The following is a 20,127-nucleotide window of genomic DNA, read 5'->3' as shown; positions in this document are numbered from 1 at the left end:
GCAGCGCAGCTCCTTTTCAACAGCCTTCTAACCAGGCTTTCAATCATCGAAAGAAGAGGTGAGGATGTAATGAGGTTTACGAAAAAAATCGTATCCGCTGCCCTGGCGGCAGCGGTTGCGGGTACGGCGCTGTCCGGATTGCCGCTCAGCGAGCGGGGCGTGCTGGAGAAGCTCGGCTTTGTCCAGACCGTGCATGCGGGTGCGGCGGAATCCTTTTACAGCAGTGAGTTTGTCAAGCGCCTGCTGGAGCTGCATCAGTATTTGCAAATGGGCGATCCGGCTGACGTGCAGGAGGTCAGAGACCTGCGGGACGAAATCGCAACGCTCAGCTTTGAAGCCAATGGCGATTTGATTGCACCGATATGGAATAAGCTGTCCGGCAAAATAGATCCTTCTGTTCAGCAGCCGCTTTTCGACTTTATGGTGGCGGCGGGAAGCCTGCAATATGATCCTTCTTTTGATAATTTGGAGGCGATTCGCAAAAACCCGGCCTACAGCGGCGCTTTGCAGGCAGTAGCAGCACTCGCGAGGCAAAATCATCTCACAGTCGATGACGCCATGCAGTTTATGAATGCGTTGGAGCAAAAAACGACTTCGCTCGTTTCGGAGAAAAGCAATGCCGAGCTGCTGATGCTAATGGCGAGCGAGAGCGAGCAGACGAAGCTGCTTGGCGATGCGCTGGAAACGATTCTTTCCGATACCTCGACCTACAAAGTGAGTGCTGTATTGGTCAAGCTGGACATTACGAAAAAAGACATGGTAGATACCGTCACCAATTTCCGCAAGCAGCTTAAAAAGGAAGTTCCAGCCATCCGCTCCATGATGATTGCTTATATGCGATCGGGTGCGAAGGAGACGGTGCAAATCGACCATGAGGGCCGAAAGCATACGTACAAGCTCTCGATTTTTGGTCGTGAGGTTCCAAAGGAATTGCTGACCTGGTCCAAAACGGCGGGCAGCAAAGATGTAAAGGTTGCGCAGTCAGGCGTGGTGACGATACCAGGCTCGGTCGTTTCCGCGAAGGCGACGCTGCGGGCAAGCCTGCTCGGCAAAGTGCTGTTCGAGAAGGAAGTGACGCTTGGCAAGGAAGAGCCTGAGGTGCCGGAGGACGACCTTCTAGCCGATTACCGCAAGGAAATGAATACGATCATTGCGCAGTGGTCGCAGTCGACGTCTGAGCAGCAGCAAGTGCTGCTAGGCCAGGCGGTAGAACTGCTGCAGACGACCTGGAAGCAGGAAAACACATTCGATGTTACACCATATATTACGGTGGACAAGGGCTATATCATTTTCAAGCCGCCGGTTGAAGCGATGCAAAACTATTTGACTCGCCGCGAAGCGGTATGGAAGGTGCTCGGCGAAAGCTTCGCTAAGCTGGAAACGGGCAGCAGCATTGACCAATACATTGTGAATACGCCATATTTCAATTTCAGCGAATATTTGAGCGGCTCGACATCAACAGCGGGAGCGCAGGAGGGGATTTTGCCTGTTGAAGCGCCCAATCTTGTAAATCCGGACGTCGGTCAGGCTGTTGCCGAAGCTGCGACAGATGCTGTAACAGAAGCGGTGCTGGAGGATACGCTTGAAACGGAGGTTTCGATTGTTTATCCGGTCGATCAAGCGGCGGCCCTTGTAAACCCTGCCCCCTCATCCTTCCAAGATCTGGACAGCGTATATGCATGGGCAGGCAAGGAAATTGAGGCGATAGCAGCCAAAGGCATTATTGACGGTGTGGAGGATTCGCGCTTTGATCCGGGCAAATTGGTGACGCGGGCGGAATTTGCCAAAATGCTCATTCGGTCGCTCGATTTTAAAAATGATTCCACAACCAGCACGTTCAAAGACGTGCCTATAACCCAGTGGTATGCGTCATATGTCGGCGCAGCCGTGGAGAAGGGCCTTGTACAAGGCCGAAGCGGCAATCGCTTCGAGCCGGAGGCGACCATTACACATGCTGAAATGGCGACGATGATTGCAAGGGCGGCGAAGCTGTCCAAGGGACTAGAAGAGCCTTCCGACGTAAAAGCCGCACTTGCCGAAGTGAAAGATGCGGACAACCTTCATCCATCGTTGAAGGCGGGCGTTGCCTTTGCGGCGGCGAACAGCTTGCTTCCACTGGAGCAGGGCAGCTTTCCGGTCAATGCCAATACGACTCGCGCCGAAGCAGCGGTCATGCTGTATCGTTTGATCAATCTATAGCTCAATCTATAGCTCAATCTATAGCTCAAGCTATAACCCTAGTTTTAACCTGCAGCATGATGGCCCAAATGCCGGATAAAGGTGATCGCACCTTTGTCCGGCTCTTTTCGCGTAAGAGAGGATGGATACAGGATGAAAAAACGCATTTGGAAGACGATTTTAATAACCGTTGCAACGATCACTGTTCTGCTTATCGGTACGGTCGGTTTCTTCTATTGGAAAATCAGCTCGATCAGCTTGGAGGATATCCAGCAGCGGCGTGCCGCTTTAGTGGCTGGGCAGGATGGCATGGCGCCAGCCTCTGAAGGGGCGGGCAATCAGGCGGAGCTGCCGTCTTCACTGGATAGTGCGGTTGGCAAAGCGGAGCAGATCGCAGGCAAGACCATCAAAAGCGATGACGCGCTGGATGTGGCTGCTATTTTGCTAAACTCCGGGCTTTCATTCCGCGAAATGTATATTTTGCTGGGGCAATCGGATGAGGAGCTGACGACGGAGGAAAAGCAAGCCATACGCGATTTGCTGCTGGCAAAGCTGACGACGGAGGAAATTGACGCCCTGCGCTCCATTACGAAGCAATATGGCAAGTATTTGGCGATTGTGGATACGAACTATCCGATTGAAGCGGTTGGCGAGAAGGACGATGCAAAGCGCAAGGCGATTTTGGAAAAAGCGAAGCAGGCCAAGGAGGAAGAAGAGGGCAAGCAAGCTGCAGAGGCGAACGGTCAAGAGACGGCATCCTCCCAGGCAGGCTCGGCTGGCAAGACGGACGGAACTGCAACAACGGATGAGCCAGGCAAGCCGTCAGGCGGGAAAGCGAATACGGCTACGGACAACAAGACAGCAAGCCAGACGAAGGATACTCAAAGCAAGACCAAATCTCTGAACAGCAAATATGAGTCACAGCTTTCGGCATTAAAAGGAAAATGCGTCAGCAATGCCAATCAGCTAATGACACAGGTTGTTGCGGCGATAAACAAAAGCTCGGAACTGGATGAAAAGGCGTTGCAAGGGGAGCTGCTGGGGAAAATTGCTGCTGCAGAGGCTTCTTGCGATAAACAATACCAAGCATTAATTAACAAGGCTGAAACAGAATATAAGGAAGCTGGCATAGCCTTTGCTAAAAAATCAACGTGGACGCAGGAATATCAATCCATTAAAGCGGAAATTCGCAGCAGCGCCATCAACAAACTGAACGCTGTTCAAGCAAGCGGATAAGGGTCACCGACTAGGAAGGATTTTGCGAAGGGTCGCCGGATGAAGTGCGGTCGCGCACAACGCGTTCAAGCAGCATCCGGACAAGCTCTAAATCCTCCTGCTCCAGCGGAACGCCGTCCCAATGAAGCTGCTCATGATTGAAAAACTCCTTGGCGTTGTTGCTCGGTTCCTGTTGATCAGGATAGTCCGTTAATCCTAGCAAATAATCGGATGTCGTATTCAATTTCTTCGCAATGCTTTGAATGGTCTCCAAAGTAGGCTGCCGATAGCCGGATTCATAGCCTGCATAGGTACTCTTAGCCACGCCTACGGTATCCGCTAGTTGCTGCATGGAGTATTTTCTTTTTTTTCTGAGTTGTTTAAGGCGTTTAGCAAACATGAGGACCTCCTATTAACCTTCGGTAACTACAAACATTTTACAGATATTAAAAACCAATTACAACCGATGCCAGCAGTGCCGAAAGGCGTGAAAGGCTAGATTTTTCAACGGCTGATCATTTAGGCCTATGTCTAGATTAACAACCTCAGAGCAGCAACACAAGTCTTGTAATTTGAACAATTTCTTGAATAAATATATTTTTTGAGCATAGTGAAAAATAAAGTATATATTATTACAAATTATGACACGATATTCGATTTTCGACACGGCTTTTTGTCGCTAATGGTCGTTTAATGCTTGCGAAAAAAATAGCCTGAAAAACGAAACAACCTGACATTATGCCTTCTGGCGTCAGGTTGTTTCGTTATTCTACATTTATTTATTCAAAAAATATTGGTGGGAAACGATTATGCTCGCCTTCTTCGTCCAGCCAAGATCAGGCTGAGAATGAACACAAGCACGACTGCGCCAATTAAAGCTGGAATGAAATAGAAGCCGCCGATGACCGGACCAAGCTTGCCGAAGATCAAGCCTCCGAGCCATGCGCCGATAAAGCCTGCAATAATATTTCCAATGATCCCTCCGGGAACATCACGTCCTACAATCATTCCTGCGAGCCAACCGATAATGCCTCCTATAATTAACGTCCATAAAAAACCCATATTGATCACTGCCTTTCTCTTTGTGTTTTTGCTGTTCACCAATGTGTAGCTTGTGTCAGCTGTTGTAGTATCTTATGTTATCTATGTAACCATAATTACGCGTCGCTAATCACAAATCATTCAGGAAGGTTTTGGTTAAACTAATCGGAGCCTAGTCTATTGACATGAAACCAAAAGGTTTCGTATAATCCGAAATGAAACCAAAAGGTTTCGTATGTATAGACATGACTTGAAGGAGGAAGCGGGATGGCGGATGAGGGGCTGCTGAAAAAGCTGCGTTATAAAGAGGGACAGGCTGCGAAGGTATGGAATGCCCCGGAGGGCTATGCGCCTGGAATTGCGGACAATACGAGTGGTGCAGGCCCATATGGCTTTGCCCAGCTTTTTGTTCATCATGCTGCGCAGGTGAGGGAACAGCTGCCGATCATTTTGCCGCAGCTTGAAGAAGACGCAGTATTCTGGATCACGTATCCTAAGCAGAGCGCGAAGGCAGGGGCAGATATAAACCGCGACAGCTTGGCGGCGCTAGTCATGGAGCTTACACCATATAGGCCTGTGAGCAATGCCGCTGTGGACGAGGTGTGGTCAGCACTGCGATTTCGCCATACGGACAAAGTAAAGAAGAAATAACTGTCCTCACGGACACAGAATCCGCTATTTGTGATAGAAAGCGAACTTATTTAGGGCAGCGGACAGGAGCGCCGTTATTTGCCCGGCAGAGCCGTAAAATGAGGTTGAAAAGCACAAATAAGCGCGCTGGTGTCCGACAGAATACGGAAATGTATGATTTTGCGTATATAACGGATCTGGTGTCCGCAAGGACTTAGATGATAAAGCGATTATATGAGGAGACGATTAATAATGAGCAGCGAAGCGGCAAATACGCTGCCGGATATCCGGCAGACGCTGGTGCTTAAAGCACCAATAGACAAAGTGTGGAAGGCAGTTGCGACGTCGGAGGGCATCGCCGCATGGTTTATGCCCAATGATTTTCAGCCGGAGGAAGGTTATGAGTTTCAGCTGGAAGCTGGCGCGTTCGGAAAGTCTCCCTGCAAGGTGACGGTCATCGATCCGCCGAATCGTCTCTCCTTCAATTGGGGCAAGGACTGGACGCTCTCCTTCGAGTTAAAGGCAGTAGGAGAAGACACGGAGTTTACGCTCATTCACAGTGGCTGGAATGCGGATACGGTGACGGAGTTTGGACAGCCGCATGAAATCGTGCGCGGCAATATGGACAAGGGCTGGACGGGCATTTCGCAAAGGCTGGCTTCGTATGTCGAGGCACAATAGCAGCGAGGCGGCGGAGCCGAAGGCTGAGGTGTTCCAAGCGATTGCCGATCCTACCCGCCGCAGCCTGCTTCGGCTGCTTGTAGATGAGGAGATGCCAGTCACGGTCATCAGCAGCCATTATGAGATGAGCCGGACTGCGGTATCAAAGCATTTGCGAGTTTTGGCCGAGGCAGGATTGGTCAAAGAGCGCAAGGTTGGCCGGGAAACCCGCTACCGGCTAGATGTGGAGCCCTTGCAGCAGCTAAAGCGATGGATCGCCTTCTATGAGCTTTATTGGGAAAATAAGCTGGGTGCGCTTAAGCGTTGCGTAGAGGAGGATGGCCAGGGGGAGGGAGCGGATGCTTTTCCGGCTCCAGCAGTCGTGAAAGCGCCAGCTGCGAAGCGGGACTGAAGCAAAAGTTCTGCTCGTCTGGCTGCCCTGGCTGCTGGATCCGGCTTCAACGGAGCCAGTCTAACCAAGCTTGACTGAACCTCCTTAAAAATGCTCCAATAGCCACTCCAATAGCCTGATGCTTCCGTCTTTTGGTCTCTGGGGATATGTACAAACGATAGATGAGTTGACAATTTCCTGATTTTTCGTCATACATATAAAGAGCAAGGAAGTGCATGGGAAGCAAGGAACCGGAGGTTATGGACAATGGGCAGGAAAATTATGTTTACAGGTGGAGGCACGGCAGGCCATGTGACCGTTAACTTGGCGCTGATTCCCCGTTTCGCGGAAGCCGACTGGCAGATCCATTATATTGGATCGGAAAACGGCATTGAGAAGCAACTTACTGCTCCGCTGGAGCAGCTTACATATCATGGTATAGCGACAGGCAAGCTTCGGCGCTATTTGGACTGGCAAAATGTGAAGGACCCTTTCAAGGTCATTAAAGGGGTTTTTCAAGCTTATCGGCTCATTCAGCGGGAGAAGCCGAACGTGATTTTTTCCAAGGGCGGCTTCGTTTCCGTTCCGGTTGTGCTGGGCGCGTGGCTTAATCGGGTGCCGGTGCTTATTCATGAATCGGATCTGACCCCGGGACTGGCGAATCGCATTGCGATCCCTTTCGCGACGGGCGTGTGCACGACTTTTCCCGAGACGGCGCAGCATTTGCCGTCAGGCAAGGCGCATTACGTTGGCGCAGTCATCCGCGATGAGCTGGGGAAGGGGGTTGCCTCGCGAGGCAGAGCCTATTGCGGTCTGCTGCCTGCCTCCGAAGCAATTGATGCAGCAGCCTCAGGAGCAGCAGGCAGCTCACAGACGCTAAGCAAGACGCCGCAAGGGCAGGCGTCAAAGGAAAGCGCCGCCTATTCGGCTAACCCTGCCAAGCTGGTCGTGAACATTTCGGGAAAAAGCGTGAGAGCAGAAGAGTCTGCCGCAGAAACAGCGAAAGTATCAGCAGCGTCAGCAGCAGACGAAAAGGTGGCATCGCGCGCAGAAACAGGCGGAGCGAAGCCCGTCCTGCTCATTATGGGCGGCAGCCTGGGGTCGCGGGCGATTAATAAGGCGGTGCGCAGCGCGCTTAGCGAACTGACCCGCAAATTCAGCATCGTGCATTTATGCGGCAAAGGACAGGTTGAGCCTGCCCTTGAGACGGCGGATTACAAGCAGTACGAATACATTAATGAGCAGCTTCCCGATGTGCTGGCGATGAGCGATATGGTGCTTTCCCGCGCGGGCTCTAACGCTATATTTGAGTTTCTGCATTTGCGCAAGCCGATGCTGCTCATTCCGCTTACGAAAGCACAAAGTAGGGGCGACCAGCTGCTTAACGCAGATTCGTTTAAGTCTTCTGGCTTTTGCGAGGTGCTCCATGAGGAGAAGGTTACGTCGGAAACGCTGCTGGCGGCGATTGAAGACGTCTACCAGAACCGCGCCGCATTCATTAAGCGGATGGAGCAGGAGGAGCGCCGCGACACCTTGTCGCAGCTGTATGAGCTAATTGTATCGTCCGCACGGAAATAACAGGCAAATCGCGCAGCGCGGAGCGGGCATTTCGGCGATGAAATACAGGCCATATTTCAATAATCCATTCGATTTTAACCGGAAACGATGATATGATGTTACAAAAGAATGTCGGAGGGATTACCCGGTGGAGTATATTAGCACAAGAGGAAATGTTGGCAAAATCGGATTTATCGACGCTTTTCTAATGGGACTTGCAGATGACGGAGGCTTGCTCGTTCCGAGTGAAATTCCTGTTTTTTCAGCTGAAAAGCTTAAGGCGTGGCAGAACCTGTCTTATCAGGAGCTGGTGCTGGAGATTTTCGGTTATTTCACGAATGATGAAATTCCGGCGGAAGATTTGCGGGCGATGGTGAATGCCAGCTATGGAACATTCCGCGATCCAGACGTAACGCCTGTTCGTCGCTTGAAGGACAACCTGTATTTGCTGGAGCTGTTCCACGGCCCAACCTTTGCATTTAAGGACATTGCGCTGCAATTTATGGGCGAATTATATACGTATGTATCCCGCAAGCAGAACAAGACGATCCATATTCTTGGCGCGACATCCGGCGATACGGGCGCATCGGCGATTCAAGGCGTACGTGGCAAAGAAGGCATCAAAATTTGTATTTTGCATCCGCATGGCAAGGTCAGCAAGGTGCAGGAGCTGCAAATGACGACAGTGCCGGACGACAACGTCTTGAACCTGTCGGTCGATGGCAATTTTGACGACTGCCAGCGCATCATAAAAGATTTGTTCGCTGATTTGGAGTTTAAGTCCGCGAACCATCTTTGTGCAATTAACTCCATTAACTTTGTGCGCATTTTGGCGCAGACGGTTTATTATTTCTATGCTTACTTCCAGGTTGCGAAGCAGCAGGATGTGCAGGAAGTGAATTTCAGCGTGCCGACTGGCAACTTTGGCGATATTTTCGCGGGTTATCTTGCGAAGCGTATGGGCCTTCCGGTGAACAAGCTGATATTGGCAACGAACGAAAACAACATTTTGGAGCGTTTCATCAAGGAAGGCGTGTATATGCCGGGAGATTTCCGCAGCACGTACAGCCCTTCGATGGACATTCAAGTGGCAAGCAACTTCGAGCGTTATTTATATTATGTGCTGGGTGAAAATTCGCAGCTGATTACAGAGCTGATGAACCAGTTCCGCAAGGAAGGCAAGCTCGTTATTTCTGGAGACGATTTGCAGCGGGTGCAGGCCGAATTCGGCGCTCATGGCGTTGGCGGTCAGGAATGTCTCGATACGATCAGCAAATACAACGCCGAAAGCGATTATTTGCTTGACCCTCACTCCGCTTGCGGCGTGGCGGCAGCTGATCAATGTGCAGAAAGCGGCGATGTAACGATTTCGCTGGCTACAGCGCATCCAGCCAAGTTCGACGAGGCGATTCGCCTTTGCGGCATTGAACAGGCATTCCCTGAGCAAATTTCGTCCTTGTTTGAGAAAACGCAGCGTCAGACTCGCGTAGAAGGAACGCAAGAAGCGATTGTCAGCGAGCTGTTGAAATTTTATAATGCATAATTCGCGCATAAAAGGCGGGGAGCAGCCGATCAGAGCCTATCTGATCGGCTGTTTGTATAAGGAAGGGAAACAGAGGAGGCAGCTGCTCAATGGACTATAGTGGAAAAATAGTGCTGGTAACCGGCGCCGCACGAGGTATAGGCCTAGCGGTTGCCGAAGCCTATGCGGGGCGGGGAGCGTTCGTTATTGCGGCAGACCGCGACAGCGAAGGAGCCAAGAAGGCGGCGCTTCGTATACAAGAGCAGGGTGGCAAAGCTGCCGCCTATACCATTGATTTGGCTCACCCAGCGGAAATTGAAGCGATGTTCGCTTTTATAAGTGAGGCCTACGGCGGCCTGGATGTGCTGATTAACAACGCGGGTTATGCGGTGTGGAAGTCGCCTTACGACCTGGCGGTTGAAGAATGGGATGCGCTGCTTCATACGAATTTGCGCGGCACTTTTATGTGCGCAAGGGAAGCCGCTAAGCTGATGCGTGGCAACGGAGGAGGAGCCATTGTCAATATGGCCTCGACCCGTGCCCTAATGTCTGAGCCGAATACAGAGGCATACGCGGCTTCCAAGGGCGGCATTGTGGCGCTGACGCATGCACTGGCAGTTTCTTTTGGTCCTGACCACATTCGCGTGAATGCAATCAGCCCCGGCTGGATCGAAACTGGCGATTATGAAGCGCTGCGGCCAGAGGATCACAGCCAGCATCCATCTATGCGGGTCGGCAAGCCAGAGGACATCGCAAAAGCCTGTTTTTATTTGACCGATCCGGGCAATGATTTCGTTAACGGCATTAATCTCGTCGTCGATGGCGGCATGACGCGAAAAATGATTTACGAGGAGTAGCGCCATTTCGTATCAGCATCGCAAGCCCTAAGTCTAAACTACTATTGCAACTTGCCTAGCGTGGGCGTAGAATAAGACAAAATCAAGCAGGAATAAAGGAAGGAGATGGGGATATGGAACGAAAGCCGAGGCAACCGAGGCAATGGCGCAGCCGGGTTTGCCTGTCCAGTCCGAAGCACGTTTCTGTTCCCATTCCTGTGAAACACCAAGGCATTTGATGCTTTGGTGTTTTTTTATGCCTTTTTTCAAAATATAAGACCTTATAAGTTTCATCCTTATATCCGCTTAGAATTCTAAGGCAAAGCTCTCCGCACGTCCCGGAGGGACGACGAAGTCGTTTTTGCTTGAAATATAAGAAAGTATAAGTTTTCTCTTTATACTTCGCTTATATTTCTCGGACTGAAACGCGCCGCGCTGCCAGAGGACGGTGACAGCCGTTTCACCTTGAGTCGCGCGTTAAATGGCTCAGTCCCCAATGTTCTGCTTCTTGTGAACGTTAATCTAACTGGAGGTGCATGATCAATGATGAACAACAAGTATAAGAGAGTGCTGATTAAGCTGAGCGGTGGAGCGGTTGCGGGTGGAAGCGAGTTTGGCTTTGAACCCGAAAAGCTGGAGCATATCGCAAGAGAAGTGCTGTCCGTTGTGAAAATGGGTGTTGAGGTGTCGCTCGTTATTGGCGGCGGCAATATTTTTCGCGGCAATATGGGCGAAAGCTGGGGCATTGAACGGGCAGAGGCGGACAATATCGGTACGCTGGCGACCGTGATTAACAGCCTTATGCTCAGAGGCGTGCTGAAAGCCAGAACAAAGAAGGAAGTGCGCGTTATGACGGCGCTGCCTGTCAGCAGCGTTGCCGAGCCTTATATCCGTTTGCGGGCGGTGCATCATTTGGAGAAGGGGTATATCGTCATTTTTGCGGGCGGCAACGGACAGCCGTATGTGACGACGGATTATCCATCGGTGCAGCGGGCGATCGAGGTAGGGTGCGATGCCCTGCTGGTCGCCAAGCAGGGTGTAGACGGCGTGCTTGACGCCGATCCCAAGCTGCACAAGGGTGCACGAAAATTCAAATCGCTGCATTACAATGATGTGCTGGACCAGCAGCTTAAGGTAATGGACCAGTCGGCATTTATTTTGGCACGGGACTACAACCTGCCGATTCATGTGTTTAATTTCGACCAGCCGGGCTCGATGAAGGCGATTTGCCATGGCAGCCATGTTGGAACGCTGATCAGCAACAGCTCTGTGCTGGAGATGGATGCCTGAGCTTTACATCGCCCTCATCTTCATCCCCAAGGAATGAATAGCTAAATAGCTAAACAGCCGACAAGCTGCAACCTTCCAATTGGGAATGCCGTCCATATAGATAGCTTGTAAATGGCCATTGGGGGTAGTGATGAAGATGTTCAACCTAACGACGACAAGGAAGTTTAATAAGAGCGGGAAGGCTTGGCGCAGCTTGCTGGCGCTTACGCTCCTAGCAGCGCTTGTATGGACGGGTGGCCCGCACAGTGCGGCGATTGCCAGCGGTGAGCATGCAGCAGCAACCCTGTTGCAAAATCAAGGGCAGGAGCAAGCCGCTGAGGCCGCCCAAGCCGTCCCCAAAAGCTTTACGCAAATAGAAGCGGCCCATAACTATACGATTGCGCTGCGCAGCGACGGCACAGTTTGGGCTTGGGGGCGCAATCTGTGGGGAGAGCTTGGGCTGGAGGGAAATCCGGGCTTTCGCAATACGGTAGCTCCTGTACGTTATTCCGGACTTTCCGATATTGTCTATATTCATATCAATAAGAGCGATCAAAACTATATGGCGGTAAAGGCAGACGGAACGGTCTGGACCTGGGGCCACAATGACAGCAGCGGGAAAGAGACAAATGGGCTTCGGCAGGTGGCGGGAGCAGCTGATGTAGCGAAGGTGGCAGGCGGCTACGGCTATGATATAGCTTTATTGAACAATGGCACGGTCTCCACATGGACGAAGCAGCAAGATGACACCGGAAAGCTCAGCTTTGGGAAACCAGCTGCCGTGAAGGGCTTAAATCAAGTTGTGCAGGTAGCATACGGTTATCCTAAGGCCTACGCCGTGAAGAAGGATGGATCGGTATGGAGCTGGCAGCCTGTGGCGACGCCCCGAGATGGCGCGGAGACGTTTAAGCCTACAGCTCCTGCTAAAATATCCAGCTTGTCTGGCATAACCTCCATCGTCGCTTATAGCGGCGGCGTAATGGCATTAGATACGAAAGGAAAAGCGTGGAGCATTGCTGAAAATGGCAAAAAACAAGCGCTGTATCCGATACTGACGCTGAAGGAGATAAGCGGGAGTGCAGGCAGCCTGCTTATGCTGACGACCGATGGCCAGGTTTTTGCATATGGATATACCGCAACTGGCAAGCAGGGCAAAGTGCGAGGGCTCACCCGGATCAAGCATATCTCAGCGGGGGAAGACCACGGCGTTGCCATTGATGAGGATGGCAAGGCATGGGGCTGGGGCCACAACAAGTTTTATGAAGCGGGCGGACCATCCGTACGCAGCGATGGCATGGTTTATACGCCCATGCTGGCAAGGCCGGCCGTTGATACGATTATAAATGGGCAATGGCTAAGCAGCATATACCCTGCCCTGCCGCAAGGCGAGACGGTATATGTGCCGATAAAAGACGTGGCCAAAGAATTGGGCATGACGTTGAGCGCCGTTCTTACTAAAGAAGGCTACAGAATCTATACGCTTAAATATAAGGAACGCTCTGTAACCTTCCGCGTGGGGGATACCCAGGCGAAAGCAGGCAATACGACGTTTGAGCTGCCAGAGGCGCCGATTGTTTATTCTGGTGCGACGGCCGTTCCTTATCAGCTGCTTGCGCAGGGGCTTGGTCTGTCGGTTCAATGGAACGAGAAGCTTAGCCAGTTGACGATATCGGATCAGTCTGACGAATAATGGAACAAAGCTTCTAACAACCTTAAATACCCCTCGGCCCACCTTGCTTCGTGGACCGAGGGGTATTTTTTGAAATATAGGAAAGGATATGAAATCCCCATCCTTTCTCTATATTTCTCGGAATGAAACGCGCTGCGCCGCCAGAGGGCGGCGACAGCCGTTTCACCTTGAAATATAGGAAAGGATATGATTTCCCTTCCTTTCTCTATATTTCTCGGAATGAAACGCGCTGTGCCGCAGAGGACGGCGACAGCCGTTTCACCTTGAAATATAGGAAAGGATATGATTTCCCTTCCTTTCTCTATATTTCTCGGAATGAAACGCGCTGTGCCGCCAGAGGGCGGCGACAGCCGTTTCACCTTGCATAACCCGCTATATAATTTGCTGATTCGGCAAGCAGGGTAAAGCGTGCGTCCTGTCGAAAGTAATGGGATACAGCAGCGTTCATGCTGCAAGACATCCACTCACGATACAACACATTAATAGTGCAAGACGCTATTGCTGAATCGCTCTTCTCCTGTACCAACAAGCTCTGTCGCTGATTTCTCAAACTGCTCTAATTGTTCAAGCGCCTTCAATTTGCTGCTGCTGCCATTCATAAGCTGAGCCATAATTGCTTCGCCGGGGGCGACGACGGCTATGTCTCCGTGATTTCTCTCCCCGATGATTGCACCGTCATGAATAACGGCGTTTTCGCCAATGATGGCTCTATGAATAATAACATTGCGCCCAATTATTGCACCGGGCATGATGATGCTTTCGGCGATGCCGCTGCCTTTTCCAATACTGACTCCTGCGCCCAGCACCGAGCGTGAAATCCGGCCTTCGATTGTGCAGCCAGGGTGGGCAATGCTGTTGCTCAGCACAGCTTGTGGGCTGACATAGGGTTTTCTTACCGGCTGAACCTCTTTGGACCTAAGAGGCCAAGTTTCTGTCGTTAAGCTCATCTCGCCGTCAAGCAGCTCCATATGCGCTTCCCACAGGCTTTCTATGGTGCCGACATCACGCCAGTAGCCCTCATAGGGATAAGCGTTCAAGTTTTCCTCAGCAGCCAAAATGGCGGGAATAATATCTTTGCCAAAGTCATGGCTTGAATGAGGGTTCGCGGCGTCCTCCAGCAGGATGCTTCTTAACTCTTGCCAGCGGAATAAATAAATGCCCATAGAAGCAAGGTTGCTTTCCGGAGTTGCTGGCTTCTCTTCAAACTTCACAATGCGGGACTGCTCGTCCGTATGCATAATGCCGAAGCGATGAGCTTCACGCCATGGCACCTGCTTGACGGCAATGGTGGCCATTGCCTTGCTTGCCTTGTGAAATTCCAGCATGGGTCGATAATCCATCTGGTAAATGTGGTCCCCTGACAATACAAGCACATGCTCCGGATGATGCTCGTCTACATAAGCAATATTGCGAAGAATGGCATCAGCCGTTCCCGTGTAGCAGCCTGAGCTTGATACTTTAGACGCAGGCAGCATCGTTATTTCGCCAGAATGCTTCGTCGTTGCTGAGCGAAGCCAAGCTTCTCCATCGGTAATGTGGTCATGAACCGAGTCAGAGCAATATTGGGTAAGCACGCCAATGGTGCGAATGCCTGAGTTAATGCAATTGCTCAATGGAAAGTCAATCATGCGGAAGCGATCGCCAAAAGATACGACGGGCTTGGCCATTTGGCCTGTAAACGGTGCTAAACGACTTCCTTGTCCTCCAGCTAGCAGCATAGCGATGCAATTGGTGTTATGCATTAGGCTTTTCCCTCCAGGCCGTCCGTGACGGGTTGTTGTAAGGTATTTTTAAACGACTGAAGGGCGCTTGAAACGGTTGAGTCAAAATCAATTTTTAAGGTTAATATTAGCTTTCGTGTGCTTTACTATACGTTCATTACGAACATAAAGCGGGTGAAATGGATGGAAATCTCCACATTGTCCGAAGAGGAAATATTTCTGTTTCATGAAGGAACATGGGCGCACAGCTACCAAAAAATGGGTGCCCACCAATCAACCGAGCATGGAATTGAAGGCATTCGCTTTAATGTTTGGGCGCCGGAGGCACGGGAGGTTCGTCTGGCGACGGATTTTAACGGCTGGCATGGCGGCAATGAGCCGCTAAACCGGCTTAACAGGTCCGGCATTTGGACAGGCTTCTTCGCGAATATGCCGATGGGCGCTTTGTATAAATATGAAATCATAGCCCAAAATGGTGAGAGGCTGCTCAAAGCTGATCCTTATGCCGTATATGCCGAAGTAAGGCCGCAAACCGCTTCGCGCGTCTGGTCGCTGAACGGTTATTCTTGGCAGGATGAAGCGTGGATGCGCGGGAAAAAAGCGCCATACGCCCGTCCGATGAACATTTACGAGGTGCATCTTGGCAGCTGGCGCAGACATAAGGATGATACTCTGCTTTCCTACAGCGAGCTGGCTGATCAATTGGTCGCTTATGTAGCGGACATGGGTTATACCCATCTGGAGCTGCTGCCGCTGACCGAGCATCCGTACGATAAATCATGGGGCTATCAGCCGACAGGCTATTATGCCGCAACATCCCGCTATGGTGAACCGCAGCAATTAATGGAGCTGGTAGACCTGTGCCACCAAAGCGGTATCGGTGTCATTCTGGACTGGGTGCCGGGGCACTTTGCCAAGGATGCGCATGGCTTGCGCCGCTTTGACGGTTCGGCTTTGTTTGAAAATGAAGACCCGCTCATTGCCGAGAAGCCCGGCTGGGGAACACTCGCCTTCGATTACGGAAAGCCGGAGGTTCGCAATTTTTTAATTTCAAATGCATTGTTTTGGTTCGATCTGTTTCATATTGATGGTTTGCGCGTTGATGCGGTCACCAGCATTTTGTATCATGATTTTGATAAAAAACCAGGCCAGTGGCGTCCGAATGAATTCGGTGGCAAGGAGCATCTGGAAGGCATCGCTTTTTTGCGCCAGCTGAATAAGACGGTTTTTCAATATTACCCGCATGCCCTTATGATGGCCGAGGAGTCGCATGCTTATCCCGGCGTTACGAAGGCAGTCGACGAAGGCGGGCTTGGTTTTAACTATAAGTGGAATATGGGCTGGATGAATGACACACTCAGCTATGCCAAGGAGCATTTTTTCAACCGTAAAAACATGCATAATTTGCTGACCTTTCCGATCTGGTATGCCTGGCAGGACAATCATGCGCTGCCGCTTTCTCATGATGAGGTCGTGCATGGAAAGAAGTCGCTGCTCAACAAAATGCCCGGCAGCTATGAGCAGAAATTTGCCGGGCTGCGGCTGTTCTACGGCTATATGATGACGCATCCGGGGAAAAAGCTGCTGTTCATGGGCGGTGAATTTGCCCAGTTCATCGAGTGGAAGGACGACGCGGAGCTGGACTGGCTGCTGCTGGATTATGAGCCGCATCGCCGGATGCAGGCTTATACCCGCAGGCTGAACCAGCTTTATGCCCAGGAGAAAGCGCTGTGGAAGCTGGACCATGATTACAAGGGCTTTGAATGGATTGAACACGAGGATCATTTGCAAAGTGTTCTTTCTTATCGCAGATTGGCTAGCCCGAAAGGGGATGCGCTTATCATGCTGTGCAATTTTACCGATTTCGCCCATCCGGTTTACCGAATTGGCGTACCGAGCGCAGGCGATTATGAAATCGTGCTGAACAGCGATGAGCCTGCTTATGGCGGATCGGGTTTTCAAGCGGAGCTGCTGCGGGAAGGCGGATCCCTTGCATCCCAGCGCATCAACTGGCATGATAAGAAAAACAGCGTAGAGCTGCCGCTGCCGCCGTTATCTATCCTTATTTTGCGGCGGGTAAAGGTGAAGCGTTCCCGCTAGATCAGCATTGCAGTATTATGAAACCAAAGAGCAGGGGATGAAAAGCATGAACGTATTGTTTGCGGCTGCGGAATGCGTGCCATTTATGAAGACGGGCGGCCTTGCTGATGTAGCAGGCTCTCTGCCTGAAGCATTGAATGAGAAGGGCGCGGATGTCCGCGTCATTATGCCGCTTTACGCTTCGGTAAAGGACGTATATCGGGCGCAGATGAAGGAGCTTGGATTCATCTATGTATCGGTAGGCTGGCGCCATGTTTACTGCGGCATCAAGGAGCTTGTCCATGAAGGCGTCGTTTATTATTTTATCGACAATGAGCATTATTTCCGTCGCGGCTCGGCTTATGGCTATGGGGATGACGGCGAGCGCTATGCTTTCTTCTGCCGGGCGGTGCTTGATGCTTTGCCGGTTATGGGCTTCATCCCGGATGTGCTGCATTGCCATGATTGGCATACGGGCATGATCCCTGCACTGCTCAAGCATCATTATTGGCATCGGCCGGAATATTCCCGCGTGAGGACGGTGTTCACCATTCATAATTTGCAATACCAAGGCAACTATCCACATCATGTACTGGGCGATTGGCTGGGGCTGCAAAATGAGATGTTCACTCCGGACGGAGTCGAATATCATGGTTCGGTGAGCTTTATGAAGGCGGGTATTCAGCTTGCTGATCGGGTGACGACAGTCAGCCCGACCTATGCCAATGAAATCCGCACAGCTGAATATGGTTATGGCATGGATGGCACGCTGCGGGCGAAAGGCGAGCGACTCCTCGGCATTGTTAATGGCATCGATGCGCGCAGCTACAACCCGGAGACCGATCCATTCATTCCATTCCCATACAAGGACAGCCTTAAGCTGAAAAAGCAAAACAAAACGGCACTCCAGCAGGAGCTCGGACTGCCGGTCAACGGTTCGATTCCCCTCATCGGCATGGTCGGCAGGCTTGTGGATCAAAAAGGGCTGCCGCTCGTGCTGGAAGTGCTGGACGAGCTGCTGCAAACAGAGGATATTCAGCTTGTGCTGCTTGGCACCGGCGAACCCGAGATGGAGCATGCGTTCCGCGCCGCTCAGTACCGTTATCCGGCTAAAATGGTTTCCTGGATCGGCTTTGATGATGGCGTAGCCCGCCGTATTTATGCGGCATCCGATATGTTCCTCATGCCGTCGTTATTCGAGCCATGCGGAATTAGTCAGCTTCTGGCGCTGCGTTATGGCAGCTTGCCTATTGTGCGCGAGGTGGGCGGACTCAAGGATACCGTCCAAAGCTACAATGAATGGACGGGAGAAGGCAATGGCTTCTCATTCACCGATTACAATAGCCGGGATATGCTTAATACGATTCGTTATGCGATTCATATTTGGTGGAATGAGTCGCATCGAAGCAAGCTGACCTCCGCCGCCTTTGCTGGCGATTACAGCTGGGGAGCATCGGCCGAGCGTTACATCGCGCTTTATTCAGAGTTGAATGATAGAAAATGACATGGTGCATAAAAAGGGACAGGCTACCCGAAAAATCCGATGCCTGTCCTTTTTTGCTGCCTATGCAAGTCCTATTCAACCTGCTTTAAATGTTCCGGTACAAAATCCGGTAGCCCATTGGCTCAAGCTCAATGCGAAGCTGCTCCTCGAATGTCGCCACTTCTTCCTCAGTAAGCGCATCATGCCAGCCGCCAGCCAGCATCGGGTGGGCGAGGAATACATTTTCCTCTGTATTGTTCATCCAAACCGTGAAATGCTGCTTATTGTTCATCCGCTCATAGACGAAGGTGCCTTTCTCGCTGCTTGCTTGCAGGAAGCGGAAGCGGCCGCAGCGCAGCGCCTCATGTTTTTTGCGGAGCGAAATGACGATGCGATAAAAATCATGCAAATCCCGATCCTGCTTCGCCTCGTCCCATTCCATGCATTTGCGGCAATCCGGGTCGCTGCCGCCTTGTATGCCTATCTCATCGCCATAGAAGACGCAAGGAACGCCCATCGACGTCATCATAAACACCGCTGCCAGCTTGGCTCGCCGTTTATCGCCGCCCATTCTGGTCAAGGAACGCGGGATGTCATGGCTCGACAGCAGGTTAAGCAGCGCTTCGTTCGTTTGCTGCGGATAACGAACGAGCAGTCGGTTCACCTCTTCGGCAAAATCCGATGCATGTCTGCCGTTGTTCGAGAAAAAATCGAGCACGCTGTTCGTAAAGGGATAGTTCATCGACGAATCGAACTGGTCCCCTTGCAGCCAGCGCATCGCATCTCCCCACACCTCGCCGATAATGTAGGTCTCATGCTTGACTGCTTTGACTGCGCCGCGAAATTCCCGCCAGAAGTGATGATCGATTTCGTCGGCGACATCGAGCCGCCAGCCGTCAATGTCCGCCTCGCGTATCCAATGGACGGCAACATCGAGCAAATATTTTTTCACCTCAGGATTGGCGGTGTTAAGCTTGGGCATGTTGCCATAAAAGCCGAACGTATCATAGTTCGCTTTGCCATCTTGAACAGCGACCGGAAAATGGTTCAAATGAAACCAGTCTTTGTATTTGGACTTATCGCCGTTTTTCAGCACATCCTGAAAATGGGGAAATTGCTCGCTCACATGGTTGAACACCGCATCCAGCACGACGCGAATGCCGCGCTTGTGGCACTCATCGACCAGCTTCTTGAGCAGCTCAAGATTGCCGAACTGCGGATCAATCGTATGATAATCAACCGTATCGTATTTATGATTGGAGGGCGATGTGAACAGCGGTGTCAAATAAATCGCATTTACGCCCAAATCGCTAATGTAATCCAGCTTATCTAATATCCCCTGCAAATCGCCGCCAAAATGCGAATGAATATCTGGCGTCTCTCCCCAAGGCCTTACGTAATCATGGTCGTTTTTCTTGTCTCCATTATTAAAGCGGTCTACCATGATTTGATAAAAAACCGCGTTTTTTGCCCAGTCTGGCGCATCAAACAAGTCGACCTCATGAATGTAGGGCACCTCGAAATAGCCGCCTGGAGGCGTCGGCTGCTGCGCATAAAATCCGGTCTCGACCTTCCACATCGTCTCTGTGCCGGCATGCAGACGGAAGCCATAGGAGAAGCGTTTGTATTTGGGGATGATAACGCCTTCCCAGTAATCAAACAGCTGATCGGAGGCGATTTTTTCCATTACAATTTCCTGAAGGTTGCCGTTCCAGTCGTATTTGTCTCCGGCGACCATGACGACATCCTCTACATCATTTTTTTTCGTGCGCAGCCGGATGTGATAGGTGCTTAGATCATAGGCGTAGGCCCATTTGTGGCTTGGGGTGTGGTGAATGGCTTCTCTTAGCATAAT

General features: G+C 51.3%; 16 protein-coding genes. 12 read left to right on the top strand and 4 right to left on the bottom strand.

Translation table 11 applies throughout. The features are described from left to right. Positions 1-69 precede the first annotated feature (69 nt). Together ABEW34_RS14885 and ABEW34_RS14880 are read left to right on the top strand one after the other, a co-directional pair. On the top strand, positions 70-2,199 hold the full coding sequence (locus ABEW34_RS14885) for an S-layer homology domain-containing protein (protein WP_430159986.1): 2,130 nt from the start codon (positions 70-72) through the stop codon (positions 2,197-2,199). Positions 2,200-2,331: 132 nt separating this feature from the next. Next, on the top strand, positions 2,332-3,414 hold the full coding sequence (locus ABEW34_RS14880; RefSeq protein ID WP_430159985.1) for a hypothetical protein: 1,083 nt from the start codon (positions 2,332-2,334) through the stop codon (positions 3,412-3,414). Between the two features lie 10 nt (positions 3,415-3,424). Here the strand turns inward: ABEW34_RS14880 and ABEW34_RS14875 are convergent, their stop codons facing one another. Both ABEW34_RS14875 and ABEW34_RS14870 read right to left on the bottom strand, forming a co-directional pair. Further along, on the bottom strand, positions 3,425-3,793 hold the full coding sequence (locus ABEW34_RS14875) for a helix-turn-helix domain-containing protein (protein WP_056033790.1): 369 nt from the start codon (positions 3,791-3,793) through the stop codon (positions 3,425-3,427). 407 nt (positions 3,794-4,200) lie between these two features. Next, positions 4,201-4,455, bottom strand: a complete 255-nt coding sequence (locus ABEW34_RS14870; protein ID WP_430159984.1) for a GlsB/YeaQ/YmgE family stress response membrane protein — start codon at positions 4,453-4,455, stop codon at positions 4,201-4,203. 246 nt (positions 4,456-4,701) lie between these two features. Here ABEW34_RS14870 and ABEW34_RS14865 point away from each other — a divergent pair, with 246 nt between their 5' ends. From ABEW34_RS14865 to ABEW34_RS14830, 8 genes are all read left to right on the top strand, one after another. Next, positions 4,702-5,085 (top strand): hypothetical protein, encoded by a 384-nt coding sequence (locus ABEW34_RS14865; RefSeq protein ID WP_430159983.1) that lies wholly within the window; start codon positions 4,702-4,704, stop codon positions 5,083-5,085. Between the two features lie 231 nt (positions 5,086-5,316). Then, positions 5,317-5,745: an SRPBCC family protein gene (locus ABEW34_RS14860; RefSeq protein WP_430159982.1), complete on the top strand. Its 429-nt coding sequence runs from the start codon at positions 5,317-5,319 to the stop codon at positions 5,743-5,745. Next, the gene (locus ABEW34_RS14855; RefSeq protein ID WP_430159981.1) at positions 5,729-6,136 is read left to right on the top strand and encodes an ArsR/SmtB family transcription factor; all 408 of its coding nucleotides are present in this window, start codon (positions 5,729-5,731) and stop codon (positions 6,134-6,136) included. Before ABEW34_RS14860 ends, ABEW34_RS14855 begins: the two co-directional genes overlap by 17 nt. A 246-nt stretch (positions 6,137-6,382) precedes the next feature. Continuing rightward, positions 6,383-7,693, top strand: a complete 1,311-nt coding sequence (locus tag ABEW34_RS14850) for a glycosyltransferase (RefSeq protein WP_430159980.1) — start codon at positions 6,383-6,385, stop codon at positions 7,691-7,693. A 127-nt stretch (positions 7,694-7,820) separates the two neighbouring features. After that, the gene (thrC, locus tag ABEW34_RS14845) at positions 7,821-9,215 is read left to right on the top strand and encodes a threonine synthase (protein ID WP_430159979.1); all 1,395 of its coding nucleotides are present in this window, start codon (positions 7,821-7,823) and stop codon (positions 9,213-9,215) included. 89 nt (positions 9,216-9,304) lie between these two features. Then, a complete protein-coding gene (locus ABEW34_RS14840; protein ID WP_430159978.1) occupies positions 9,305-10,051 on the top strand; it encodes an SDR family NAD(P)-dependent oxidoreductase in 747 nt (248 codons plus the stop codon). A gap of 525 nt (positions 10,052-10,576) precedes the next feature. After that, the gene (pyrH, locus tag ABEW34_RS14835) at positions 10,577-11,320 is read left to right on the top strand and encodes a UMP kinase (RefSeq protein ID WP_056033930.1); all 744 of its coding nucleotides are present in this window, start codon (positions 10,577-10,579) and stop codon (positions 11,318-11,320) included. A gap of 130 nt (positions 11,321-11,450) precedes the next feature. Beyond that, complete coding sequence (locus tag ABEW34_RS14830) at positions 11,451-12,989, top strand: stalk domain-containing protein (protein ID WP_430159977.1); 1,539 nt, start codon at positions 11,451-11,453, stop codon at positions 12,987-12,989. A 479-nt stretch (positions 12,990-13,468) separates the two neighbouring features. On the opposite strand, the gene ABEW34_RS14825 is transcribed toward ABEW34_RS14830, so the two are convergent. Continuing rightward, entirely contained in the window at positions 13,469-14,731 is a 1,263-nt protein-coding gene (locus tag ABEW34_RS14825; RefSeq protein WP_430159976.1) for a glucose-1-phosphate adenylyltransferase, read from the bottom strand. A 162-nt stretch (positions 14,732-14,893) separates the two neighbouring features. Between ABEW34_RS14825 and glgB the strand changes: the two genes are divergently transcribed. After that, the gene (gene glgB / locus ABEW34_RS14820; RefSeq protein ID WP_430159975.1) at positions 14,894-16,810 is read left to right on the top strand and encodes a 1,4-alpha-glucan branching protein GlgB; all 1,917 of its coding nucleotides are present in this window, start codon (positions 14,894-14,896) and stop codon (positions 16,808-16,810) included. Between the two features lie 46 nt (positions 16,811-16,856). Beyond that, positions 16,857-18,293, top strand: a complete 1,437-nt coding sequence (gene glgA, locus ABEW34_RS14815; RefSeq protein WP_430159974.1) for a glycogen synthase GlgA — start codon at positions 16,857-16,859, stop codon at positions 18,291-18,293. An 85-nt stretch (positions 18,294-18,378) separates the two neighbouring features. Here glgA and ABEW34_RS14810 read toward each other — a convergent pair whose 3' ends face one another. Continuing rightward, a complete protein-coding gene (locus ABEW34_RS14810) occupies positions 18,379-20,124 on the bottom strand; it encodes an alpha-glycosidase (RefSeq protein WP_430159973.1) in 1,746 nt (581 codons plus the stop codon). Positions 20,125-20,127: the final 3 nt, after the last annotated feature.

The organism is Paenibacillus algorifonticola, assembly GCF_050481745.1.
Classification (GTDB): Bacteria; Bacillota; Bacilli; order Paenibacillales; family Paenibacillaceae; genus Pristimantibacillus; species Pristimantibacillus algorifonticola_A.
The sequence above is the reverse complement of the archived record's forward strand: the minus strand, read 5'-3'. Positions and strand labels throughout refer to the sequence as shown.